Annotated in this window: 11 protein-coding genes; 9 read left to right on the forward strand and 2 right to left on the reverse strand. The window is 40.5% G+C overall.

The features are described from left to right. The first annotated feature begins 19 nt into the window (after positions 1 to 19). From AC2JBO_RS09495 to AC2JBO_RS09505, 3 genes are all read left to right on the forward strand, one after another. Positions 20 to 916, forward strand: a complete 897-nt coding sequence (locus tag AC2JBO_RS09495; RefSeq protein WP_496953394.1) for an MbnP family copper-binding protein — start codon at positions 20 to 22, stop codon at positions 914 to 916. 5 nt (positions 917 to 921) lie between these two features. After that, the gene (locus AC2JBO_RS09500; RefSeq protein ID WP_496953395.1) at positions 922 to 2085 is read left to right on the forward strand and encodes an MbnH family di-heme enzyme; all 1164 of its coding nucleotides are present in this window, start codon (positions 922 to 924) and stop codon (positions 2083 to 2085) included. Positions 2086 to 2163: 78 nt separating this feature from the next. After that, complete coding sequence (locus AC2JBO_RS09505) at positions 2164 to 2364, forward strand: hypothetical protein (protein WP_496953396.1); 201 nt, start codon at positions 2164 to 2166, stop codon at positions 2362 to 2364. A gap of 11 nt (positions 2365 to 2375) precedes the next feature. On the opposite strand, the gene mrdA is transcribed toward AC2JBO_RS09505, so the two are convergent. Then, on the reverse strand, positions 2376 to 4229 hold the full coding sequence (gene mrdA, locus AC2JBO_RS09510; protein WP_496953397.1) for a penicillin-binding protein 2: 1854 nt from the start codon (positions 4227 to 4229) through the stop codon (positions 2376 to 2378). Between the two features lie 205 nt (positions 4230 to 4434). On the opposite strand from mrdA, the gene AC2JBO_RS09515 reads away from it, so the two are divergent. The 5 genes from AC2JBO_RS09515 to AC2JBO_RS09535 all read left to right on the forward strand — a co-directional run bounded on the left by AC2JBO_RS09515 (position 4435) and on the right by AC2JBO_RS09535 (position 9306). Beyond that, positions 4435 to 5565: an ABC transporter ATP-binding protein gene (locus AC2JBO_RS09515; RefSeq protein ID WP_496953398.1), complete on the forward strand. Its 1131-nt coding sequence runs from the start codon at positions 4435 to 4437 to the stop codon at positions 5563 to 5565. A gap of 98 nt (positions 5566 to 5663) precedes the next feature. Next, positions 5664 to 6749, forward strand: coding sequence for a polyamine ABC transporter substrate-binding protein (locus tag AC2JBO_RS09520; RefSeq protein WP_496953399.1), 1086 nt, complete (start codon positions 5664 to 5666; stop codon positions 6747 to 6749). 11 nt (positions 6750 to 6760) lie between these two features. Further along, the gene (locus AC2JBO_RS09525) at positions 6761 to 7726 is read left to right on the forward strand and encodes an ABC transporter permease (protein WP_496953400.1); all 966 of its coding nucleotides are present in this window, start codon (positions 6761 to 6763) and stop codon (positions 7724 to 7726) included. Positions 7727 to 7826: 100 nt separating this feature from the next. Next, the gene (locus AC2JBO_RS09530) at positions 7827 to 8984 is read left to right on the forward strand and encodes a class I SAM-dependent methyltransferase (RefSeq protein ID WP_496953401.1); all 1158 of its coding nucleotides are present in this window, start codon (positions 7827 to 7829) and stop codon (positions 8982 to 8984) included. A gap of 37 nt (positions 8985 to 9021) precedes the next feature. After that, positions 9022 to 9306 carry a hypothetical protein gene (locus AC2JBO_RS09535; protein ID WP_496953402.1) on the forward strand — a complete coding sequence of 95 codons (285 nt, stop codon included), beginning with the start codon at positions 9022 to 9024 and terminating at the stop codon, positions 9304 to 9306. A 1-nt stretch (position 9307) separates the two neighbouring features. Here the strand turns inward: AC2JBO_RS09535 and AC2JBO_RS09540 are convergent, their stop codons facing one another. After that, on the reverse strand, positions 9308 to 9925 hold the full coding sequence (locus AC2JBO_RS09540) for an alpha-ketoglutarate-dependent dioxygenase AlkB family protein (RefSeq protein ID WP_496953403.1): 618 nt from the start codon (positions 9923 to 9925) through the stop codon (positions 9308 to 9310). A gap of 444 nt (positions 9926 to 10369) precedes the next feature. On the opposite strand from AC2JBO_RS09540, the gene AC2JBO_RS09545 reads away from it, so the two are divergent. Beyond that, complete coding sequence (locus tag AC2JBO_RS09545; protein ID WP_496953404.1) at positions 10370 to 12088, forward strand: ABC1 kinase family protein; 1719 nt, start codon at positions 10370 to 10372, stop codon at positions 12086 to 12088. The last annotated feature ends 84 nt before the right edge of the window (positions 12089 to 12172 follow it).

Here is a 12172-nt window from a genome sequence, read left to right on the forward strand (position 1 = left end):
TGAGGATGACATTTCAATTATGAAATTATCATTAAAATATTTAGCGCTTGCTTTGACTTTAGGAAACCTTCCATTCTCAGGTACAGCTTACTCTCAAGGGGCGAATACCACTCAACAGGTTACAATTAAATTTGCTGGTAGAGTTAATAATCAACCTTTCGCTTGTGGTCGTTATTACAAGCTGGGCAAAGCTTCTACAACTGTGACTCCCTTAGACTTCCGCTTTTACGTTTCTGATGTTTCTTTAATTGATACACAAGGTAAAGTCGTTCCTCTGACTCTTACCCAAGATGGCAAATGGCAGTATCAAAACGTGGCATTAATCGACTTTGAGAACAAAACAGGCGCCTGCGTTAATGGTACAGTTGAGACGCGCGATATCGTTGTTGGCACGGTTCCCAAGGGAAAATACAAAGCTGTAAAATTCACCCTAGGTGTTCCAGAAAATCTTAATCACGAAGATTCGACTCTGGCGCCTTCACCGCTAAACCTGACATCATTATGGTGGAATTGGCAATTTGGTTACAAGTTTGCTTGTATTGATTTTACTTCTCAAATCCCTTCTACTGGTCAAAAACAACACTCGCATGGTGATGAAGGTCAATCTAAAGGTTTTCTCATTCACTTGGGCAGTACAGCTTGTCAAGCTGAAACAACGAGTCAAAAGCCTAAAACCCAATGTAGCAATCCGAACAGAGCAACTATTACATTAAATAACTTTGACCCAAGTCAAAATATAATTGTTGCTGATATTGCTAAATTGCTAGAGAATACAGATTTAAGCCGTAACCAACCTGGAACGGTGCCGGGATGTATGTCCGAACCAAATGACTCTGACTGCACTGGCATATTTACAAATCTTGGAATAACCTCTAGTAATCAAACTCAATCACAAACATTTTTTAGCGTTAAGTAATACACATGCTTTATAAGTGGAAACGCTGCTTTGGTCTAACAGTGATTTTCGCGCTGACTTTCTGTTTATCAAATGGTTTAAGTCAAGCAATATCGGTGCCTATCCCCAGTAATAATTATGTGTGGGATATTCCAGCCTGGATGCCAAAGCCAGTTGTACCTGCTGATAACCCAATGACAAAAGAAAAAGTAGAATTAGGTAGACATTTATTCTACGAAAGGCGCCTTTCTGTAACGGGGGAATTTTCCTGTGCTTCATGCCATATCCAAGGGTTTGCATTCTCTGACCCAAAACCTGTAGCAGTGGGAGCAACTGGAGAAAAACATCCTCGTAGTTCAATGAGTTTAGCTAATATTGCTTACAACTCTGTACTTACTTGGGCACATCCAGGTATGAAAAAGCTCGAAGTACAGGCATTAGTACCAATGTTTGGTGAGCGTCCAGTAGAACTAGGTTTATCAGGTAAAGACAAAGAAGTATTAAACAAGTTGCGCTCTGACCCTAATTACCAAAAATTATTTGCTGCTGCATTTAATGAAAAAGACAGCGTAAATCTTAAAAATATTACTAAAGCGATAGCATCGTTTGAACGCAGTTTAATATCAGTAAATTCTCCTTACGACCGTTACCGCTACGGTGGAGACTTTGGCGCCATATCAACCGCAGCAAAACGAGGGGAAGCATTATTTAACAGCGAACGTTTAGAATGTTTTCATTGTCATGGAGGCTTTAACTTCAGCGACTCCATCAAACACGAACGTTTAGCGTTTGAAGAAATAGCTTTTCATAATACAGGACTTTACAACATCGATGCCAAAGGAGCGTATCCACCCAATAATACAGGAGTGCATGAAATCACCCGTAAACCTTCAGACATGGGACGTTTCAAGGCGCCGACCTTGAGAAACATCGCTTTAACAGCACCTTACATGCACGACGGTAGTATACCCACACTAGAAGAAGTCATCGACCACTACGCAGCAGGAGGTCGAACTATAAAAACAGGTGAGTACGCAGGAATAGGAAGTAAAAACCCTTTAAAAAGTAACTTCGTCTCAGGTTTCCAAATAACTCCACAAGAAAAACAGGACTTGGTAGAGTTTCTAAAAACCCTAACCGATGAATTATTTATTAAAAACCCTGCCTTCAGTGACCCACATAACTCATAGTAAATAGTATAAAGCGCTCTCGGTTATTGAGGGCGCCTGTTATTGGTTTTATAATTCAGACTGTTGAAAGTTGATTTTTTGCTATTAGATAATATTAATTTTTTTGTTGTGTTTGATAATACTATTCGTGTTCCGCCAAATATTGGGAAGGCGCGCGTTGCTATACGTTGGGTTAATTGGGATATTGATGCTGATGATTTTGTGCTTGAGACATTAGAAATTTTAAACGGGCAAGGATGCCCGTTCCACAAGATACAAGACACAAGATATAATATTTAGAGTTTTTTGGTTTATCTGCTGGAGTCTCCTGCGGCTGATTTGTCGGCGCCTTCGACTTCAGGTTTTGCGTACTTACCTGGGTATTTTTTCTGGAAGTATTCTTCGAGTACTTTTAATGCCATTGGTCCGCAGAAGTCTCCACCGTGTTGACCTGAGTTTTCACCGAAGGCAACAACGGCTATTTCTGGTTTATCGTAGGGTGCATAGGCGCCGAACCAAGTGTGGTTTGGGCGCCCAACACCTGCTTCTGCTGTACCGCTTTTTCCGGCTGCGGGAGCAATTGAAGGTAAATTCAAACGTTTACCAGTTCCTTCGGTGATTACTTTGCGTAAACCATCACGCAACACTTTAACGGTAGAATCTTTCATACCAATCGATGTCCGCCAATTTTTGGCTTCTTCGTGGTCTTTTAATAAATGCGGTTTAATACGATAACCACCGTTGGCTGGTATCGAGAACATGATAGCTGACTGTAAGGGCGTTACTTGTAGGGCGCCTTGACCAATCGACATATTAATAGTATCTCCCACAGTCCAGGGTATTCTAAACACTTTTTGCTTCCAAGTTTCATCAGGTACTAACCCTTTGGACTCTTCATCAGAAAATTCAAACCCTGTTCTTTGACCAAACCCGTATTTCCGTGTCCATTCAATTAGCGTCGGTCCACCAACCCCACGTCCAATTTGATAAAAGAATGTATCGCTACTATTTGCCATCGCACCAGGGAATCCTAATGGTCCAAATCCCGAATGGTTCCATTCTCCAAATGTTACCCCACCCACAGTTAAAGAACCAAAGGTCTGTAGTACTGTATTTGGATTATATTTACCCGACTCTAACCCCGCTGTCGTTGTAATAATCTTAAATGTACTTGCTGGTGGAAACGCACTTAAAGCCCTATTAACTAAAGGATGTTCTTTACCTTGTAATACTTCCCAGTCTCTTTGACTGACTTTCTGCTTCGAGAATATATTTGGGTCAAAACTTGGATTTGACACCATTGCTAATACTGCCCCGTTATTTGGGTCAAGCGCTACTATGGCGCCTCTTTTTCCTGTTGCAGCCAATACCTTCGCTGCTGCCATCTGCACATCTAAATCTATTGTTAAGTGTAAATCCGTACCTGCCTTTGCTTGCTTTTCACCTAAAACTTTTTGTGGTCGTCCAGCACTATCTACCTGTACTTCCTGACCACCCCATTCACCACGTAGCGTCTGCTCGTAAGCTTTTTCCACGCCCATCTGCCCAATGACATCGCCCAAACGATAACCTTCAGCTTTCCGCTTTTTCAACTGGTCAGGTGTTAACTCACGAGTATAACCAATCACATGAGCCATTGCTGCACCATGTGGATAATAGCGAACTGCCTCTGTATGAATTTCTACTCCTTGAAGTTCGCTCTCATACTCCTTGAGTGCTGTTACCTGTGCTTCGTTGAGGTCGCGCGCTATCCGCACCAACGAACTCGAATTTGGACCTGCTTCTTCAAGCTTCTGCTCAATTTCGTCTTGGGTAAGACCTAAAATTTTAGATAAACGTGGACCAATTTTTTCATCCCATCCCGCCTTTGTATGTGCCATTGGCCACAAATATACTGAACGTGGATAGCGTGTTGTTGCTAATAATTTTCCATTTCTATCAAAAATATTGCCGCGTTCTGGCTGTTTCGCCAAAATGCGAACTCTGTTGGCTTTGGCTTGGTCGCGGAATGAATGTCCTTCCATAACCTGTAAATATGCCAAACGTGCCTCGATACCAATAGAAGCAGCCAATGTAAATACTATTAAAGCTATAGACTGGACTCCACGCCCAACAGTCCGTGTTTCTTTTTTCTTGCCTAGTTGATTTTGTTCTATTAAAGCCATAAGACTAACTGTAATTTATATAGTAGTGCTAATAGTGATATCTATATACGATTGCGCGATGGTTTTATCGGGTACTTAATCAAAAATTAGGAATGAGTGTTTTTAAGATTGATGGGTACAATAAACCAAAGAGTCTTTTTTTGTCTGCCTTATAGGCTACACAAACAGATTTTTATTTACGTATAAATACGCTTATTTTCGGGTTATGTGGCAAGCTGTTAGGGATAATCAGGGTAATATGACAACAACTAAGCCAGTTGATGTGGAACTGCAAGGTGTTTTTAAGTTCTTTAACCAAGAACCAGCAGTACATGGTATAGACTTGGATGTTAAACAGGGCGAGTTTTTTAGTATTTTGGGTCCCTCCGGTTGTGGGAAAACGACTACCTTGCGGATGATAGCAGGTTTTGAAACTGTTGATGCAGGTAAATTATTTATACGTGGTGAGTCGATGACCAACGTTCCACCCTATAAAAGACCCGTTAACACGGTATTTCAAAGTTATGCCTTATTCAACCATTTAAACGTTTGGGATAATATCGCATTTGGCTTAAAGTTAAAAAAGATACCAAAGTCAGATATTCAAACCCGTGTTAAAGACGCATTAGCGCAAGTCAAAATGGAGGGTTTTCAAGCTCGCTTTCCTGCCCAGCTTTCGGGTGGACAGCAGCAACGAGTTGCTTTAGCGCGCGCATTAGTGAATCGTCCAGCTGTTATATTACTTGACGAACCCCTTGGCGCCCTCGATTTAAAATTACGCAAGGAAATGCAGGTAGAATTATCGAACCTGCACCAAGACTTGGGGTTGACCTTTATCATGGTGACACATGACCAAGAAGAAGCGCTGTCACTCAGCAATCGTATTGCTGTAATGAATAAAGGAAAAGTCGAGCAGATTGGCACCCCAAGTCAGATTTACGAACAACCCCGGACAGCGTTTGTTGCAGATTTTATCGGTGATACTAACCTATTCGATGCTCAAATCGTTGATGTTGACGCTAATAATTTACAAGTTTTAACAAAACAGCAGTTAGAAATAATCGTTAGCCGCAAAGAATTTTCACCCACACAAAAATCACAACCAGTAATAGTTAGCGTGCGTCCAGAGAAAATTCAGCTATCGCTTTATAAACCCAGTGTAAAAGCCAATTGCTTTGAAGGGAGGCTTATCAACGTTATGTATCTAGGAACGCACGTCAACTACGTAGTCGAAATTACACCCACAATTCGCATTACTGTTATGCAACCAAATACAGCAGGCTTGATCCCCGACCACAATACACCTATATACGCTTGGTGGTCAGAAACTGACTGTATCGCAATTAGTGAATCGTAGGGTGCGTGATGCCATAAAAATTGTGAAACAAAATAATAATCTAGTAGCGTCACGCACCTTACTTACGAGGAGCGGAGTTAGGAGTTAGGAATAGAAAAATGAGTAGAAGAAATTTTATCAAATCTTTGTTAAGTTTATCGAGTTTATCATTAGCTGGATGTGGTTGGAAACTTGGCGATGTACGCGCGAGTGCCAGCACATCCCAACAGCGCGACCAACTATATTTATATACATGGACACAATACGCCGACGATAAAGAATTACTCAAAACTTTTACGGCTCAAACAGGGATTAGATTATTTGCAGACCTGTACGAATCTAATGAAATTATGCAGGCAAAAATCCAAGCTGGAGGTGGAGGTGCCTATAGTGTAATCTATCCATCTGACTATGCAGTACAAAAGATGGTAGAAAAAGATTTACTAAGCGAAATCAAACACAACTTATTAGTTGGTGTAGATAATTTATTTCCACAGTTTCAAAATCCTCCTTACGACCCGTTCAACCGCCACAGTATACCCTTTGCTTGGGGAACAACGGGTTTTATGTACAATTCAGCTATCCTCAAAACTCCTCCGGATGACTGGGAATATTTGTGGAAAAATCGTGAATCACTCAATCAAAAAATGACATTACTCAACGACATGCGCGAAGTTTTCGGAGGAACCTTAAAAATGTTGGGTTATTCCTACAACTCAACCAAAGAAAGTGAAATCAAACAAGCATACGAAAAACTCAAAGAACTCAAACCATCACTTGCTGGCTTTGACACCGACGCTTGGCGCAATAAAATGTTAGCCGGAGATTTATTTCTTGCCATGTGTTACTCCAGCGATGCCATCAAACTCACCAAAGAAAACCCCAAATTGCAATACGTAATACCCAAAAGCGGAACATCTTTGTCAACTGACACACTGGCCATTTTAAAAAGCGCACCAAACCCAACAGGCGCCTATGCTTGGATAAACTACTTACTACAACCAGAAGTATCAGCGCAGTTAACCAAACGTCAAGGTCTAGCAACCCCCAACCGTGCAGCATTTGAACAATTACCAAAACAAATACAAACCAAACCAACCCTCTTCCCCAAAAAAGAAATTCTCGCAAAATGCGAACGTCTCTCTGCCATTGGTGCTGCAGAAGAAATGTACGAACGATATTGGACTCAATTAACTAGCGCTTAAAAATAAAATCTATGTCAACACAATATCCATTACCTCAAACCGTCGAAGTTAAAGAACCCCAGCGCGCGAAACCAAAAATCAAATGGTTAGAACCATTATTACTACTGGCGCCATCAGGTATCTGGCTCATACTACTATTAGTGCTACCAACATTAATCATATTCGAGTTAAGTTTAGTACCAGGTATACGACCGGGAGATATAGTCAACCCAGGTGGAATCACAGACTACAACCAGTTTCTAGACTTTCAAAACTGGAATAAAATCTGGAAAGCATTGGTTACAAACTATACTCGTATACTTGACCCTATTTATCTACAAGTAATTAGACGTTCATTCTCATTTGCCCTTGGTACTACGGCAATATGTTTAATTCTAGCCTTCCCCGTTGCTTACTGGATAGCTCAACTAGTGCCGCAAAGATGGCGTAATTTTATCTTAATTGGATTTGTACTACCCTTATGGACTTCTTCGTTACTCCGGTCTTATGCTTGGATAACTATTTTGCGTCCTACAGGTTTACTCAACACTATATTAACTTACTTCAAATTACCCACACTTAATATACTTAACCAAAATGCAGCAGTGTATATTGGTATGACTTATAGTGCATTACCTTATATGGTACTAATTTTATATGCTTCACTCGAAAAATTAGACAAACGTCAACTTGAAGCAGCAGCAGACCTCGGTGCCAATCCCATACAAGTGTTCTACAAAGCAACACTACCACAAGTAATAACCGGGGTAGCAGCAAGTTCATTTCTAGTATTTATTACCACATTCGGAGATTTTGTTAACCCTGAATTGCTTGGTGGCGCCTCAAGTATGACAGGCGCGCGTTTAATATACAATCAATTTTTGGGAGCAACGCAAAACTGGGGTTTTGGGTCAGCTTTGAGTATGGCCTTAATAATGATAGTAAGCATCGCTATCGCATTACTGATAAAATTTGGGGAAGCGGCGCCGAAACGTTAACGAAAATTTAGCCCCATCAAACCTTGTCTCTACCAAAGCACAGTTTTTATGAATGATCTAGGATTGCTATAGTAGAAATTAATTGTACGAGGTTGTTTTTATGACAATGCAATTCCAACACAAAATGCTTCCCGAAGCCACTCACGATGAATTGGCACGGCAAAAATTTGTAGAGAGCATGAAAAAGTATATTTTCAATAATATAGCTCCTGCCAATAAGTTAGTCTATGAAAAAGTAGTGAAGCCAAAGTTTGAGCTTGAACATAAGCGTTCTCCACAGAATCGTTTTGAAATTCAGCAAGTTATGCAGCAGGAGCCTAATTATAGGTGGTGGGGGGCACTAATGCGAATTAACCAGGAAATGTTGTGGGATGCGGTAGGTATCGCAGTCGAACGACAATTGCCGTCTTTGATTGAGCAGGCAAAAGATAAGGGAGGTGAACTAGGAACTTTAACTCTTGACCCCAATTTTAAAATTCCTGTTTATCAAACTGCGGTAGATATTCATTGTATGCCTGGTAGTTATCACAGCGAATCTACTGAAAATGATGTTGCGGCTGGTGCTATTTACGATCGCGGAACTTATATTTATGGTTCGGGTTGGTTTGGACCGCTAAATGATGATATGGGATTGTCTGTAGTTAAAAACTATTTAAAGCCAAATTTTCCTGATTTTCAACCCCAAAAAATTCTTGATATAGGATGTTCTGTAGGTCATAGCACTTTGCCTTATGCAGATGCTTACCCAGAAGCGGAAGTATTTGCCGTAGATGTGTCGGCGCCAATGTTACGTTATGCCCACGCACGAGCAGAAGCTATGAATAAACAAGTACACTTCTCACAGCAAAATGCCGAACACACTAACTTTGCTTCAGAATCCTTTGACCTTATAGTTTCTCATATTTTGCTACATGAGATACCCACACCAGCCATCCGTAACGTTATGCGTGAATGCCACCGTTTGCTTGCACCTGGTGGGATGATGATTCATGTCGAAGCACCCTTGTACCAGCACATGGATTTGTTTAGCGAGTTCATATATGATTGGCAAACTTCTAATAATAACGAACCTTTCTGGAGTGCAATGCGCGATTTGGACTTAGGGCAAGTAGTAGCTCTTGCGGGTTTTGATGTTGATAAAATTACCCAAACATTTATTCGTAATGGCGCCTGGAAAGCAACAACAGCGAATTCTAATTCTAAACAAGGAGAGTTAGGAAGTAGGGGTACTTGGTTTACCATTGCAGCAACCAAATAATTATATCAAAACTTATTTATAGCTGGAGAATTGTAAAATGAAAAAAATAGCCAAGGGAAAACGGCCTATTTATTTTGATGACCCCCAAACCGATAAATTATTAGCGATAATAATGGCGATGGCAGGTGAAATTTCAGTTTTGCGGGAACGTCTCGATACTATCGAACATTTACTTGAGTCAAAAGGTATTGTATCAATTACAGAAATTGAAACATACCAAGCAGACGAAAAAACAATTCAACAGCGGGACTTTTGGCGTGAGGCATACTTGGGACGTATACTCCGGGTATTACAAGATTTTAATCAAAAATCTGAAAGCTGATTCAAACAATCAGCAATGCTGTGCTAACGTTGCCAATCCCCTTAACATGTGGTCGAAAAGTCAAGTTAATACGTTCTCCTACGGATTGAGTAGTTTTGGGCAACTGATGAACCCAGGTTTCTTGACACCCAGGATGCATCAATAATAAACTGCCGTGTTCTAACCAAATATCTACTGGTTTGCCTTTTTTTCCTTGTCGCATTTGGAATTTACGCTTTTGCCCAAGCGTTACTGATGCGATAGCTGGAGATTTACCCAAACTTTTTTCATTATCTGCGTGCCATCCATTGGAGTCGCGACCATCTCGGTAACGGTTGCATAATACTATATTAAATGGGTAGCCTGTGGTTGATTCGATGACAAAGCGCAGTTCTTGAAGTTGTGGTGTCCAGGGAATTGGCTGTAACAAAACAGATTTTGAGTAGAGATAATCGCATCCTTCATCCCCGTACATGCATTCTAGTCGCGGTACGGGCATTGTTTTACCTATGATTTTAATGGTGTTTTGGCGCCATGCTAGGGTTTGGCAGTGGTTGTATAGTTCGTTAGCTTGAGTTGGTGTTAGAAAGTTTGGTGTGTATTCGATAGGTGGGTTTGTGTTGGTTGATGATACGACCATAAGATAAAATCTATGCTGACAGTAAATTATTTTCTATCTTGGTAGTTTTAATTTCACACAAATATTAAGAAATGTTAAAAATATTTCTTTACATATAATTACTCAATGTTAAGATACGGCACCTCTACTTCTTGAGAAGGAATTGTGCATTTTAGCTCCAAAATGCTTCAGTGATTACATTTGGGCTTTTTGATGATGCTAATTTGAAGGCATTTCTAATTGTACTTAAAGGAAGAGTCAATACTGCATTAGTTGTACTTTTATGAAGTATAATTAAGATTGAAGATATATATACGTAGGTAGTTAATTTTTGTTACTACAAGCTTGTATATTACCTGGAAATGTACATATTCAAGTTGTTTTAAAAAAAGGCAACGAGTATCCTTTGGGTGCAAGTTAGTTTTGTTAATTGTAAATTTATCGGTTTGAGAGGCAAAGTTCGGCGTGGGTCAGTATCAACCTACTCAGCTTATTCGCTACAGTCCGGATGCTGTAGCTAGTTATTATCGGTTTCGTCCTTGGCGCGTTTGGGCAAGGGCAATCAAGATAATATGGTATATGCTTGGGTTTATTCTTGGTTTAAAGTCCGATGAGTGGTTTGACCGTGTTGAACAAAATAAGTTGAAGCGGGCAACTCAGTTAAGGATGATGTTGACAAAGTTGGGTCCAACTTTTATCAAGGTTGGTCAAGCGCTTTCAACACGTCCTGACTTGATACGTAAGGATTTTCTAGAAGAGTTGGTTAAACTGCAAGACCAGTTACCGCCGTTTGATAGTAATCTCGCTTATCGTATTATTGAGGCTCAACTGAGTGAGTCTATATCTGAAGTTTATAGCGAGTTGTCCCCTACTCCTGTTGCGGCAGCATCTTTAGGTCAAGTATATCGTGGGCGCCTAGCTGCTACGGGAGAAGAAGTAGCGGTAAAAGTGCAGCGTCCCAACCTTCGTCCAACACTAACGCTTGACTTATATTTGATGCGTTGGGCAGCGAGTTGGCTATCTCCGTGGTTGCCTCTCAACCTTGGGCACGATTTAACTTTGATAGTAGACGAATTTGGAACAAAGCTATTTGAAGAAATCGACTATCTTAATGAAGCGCGCAACGCTGAGAAGTTTGCTGCTAACTTCCGTAACGAAGCAACTGTCAAGGTTCCAAAAATTTACTGGCGCCAAACAACTAACCGCGTTTTAACTCTAGAGTGGATAAACGGGTTTAAATTAAACGATACAAAATCTATTCGTGAAGCTGGTTTAGACCCAGAGGCAATAGTTCAAATAGGTGTAACTGCTGGGTTACAACAATTACTCGAACATGGTTTCTTCCATGCAGACCCTCACCCAGGTAATTTGTTTGCAACTCTCGATGGTCGCATGGCTTATATTGACTTTGGGATGATGGATCAACTCGATGAAACCACAAAAGAAACGCTGGTGGATTCGCTGGTACATTTAACTAATAAAGAATACTCGGATTTAGCTATTGATTTTGTCAATTTAGGTTTCTTGACACCTGATACTGATATTCGTCCAATTATTCCTGCACTCGAAGCAGTATTGGGAGACGCGATAGGTAAAAACGTTGGGGAGTTTAACTTTAAAACTATTACCGACCAGTTTTCAGAGTTGATGTATGAGTATCCCTTCCGAGTCCCTGCTAAGTTTGCCTTAATTATTCGTTCGTTAGTAACGCAGGAAGGTATAGCTCTTAGTCTCAATCGTAATTTTAAAATAGTTGAGGTCGCGTATCCATATGTCGCGCGCAGATTATTAACGGGTGAATCACCTCAACTACGGCGCCGTCTGTTGAATATACTATTTAAGAATGGTAAATTCCAGTGGGAGCGGTTGGAAAACTTAATTAGTATCGCGCGTACCGATAACAGCTTTGACGTATTACCCACAGCAAAACTTGGTATCCGATATTTAATGTCGGATGAAGGAAAGTTTTTACGGCGCCAGTTGGTGTTAGCGTTAACTGAAGACGACCGTTTACACACCGAAGAAGTACAACGTTTGTGGAATTTAGTCAAGGATGATTTACAACCTGACAAAATATTGAGTGCAGCTATTGGTGTATTAACAGAGTTTTCACGCGAAGGTGTTGCTGCTATTTTACCAAAGTCGCCGATGTTTGCCGTGTTTGATAAACCGAAATCTAAATAACGTACTATCAAGAATTATAATAAACCCTCTTTTTTAGGGGGTTTTATTTTTTTACCACGGAGACACAGAGACTTTAGAGAAGAG

Source organism: Calothrix sp. CBUCES-K 9914 (genome assembly GCF_059640475.1).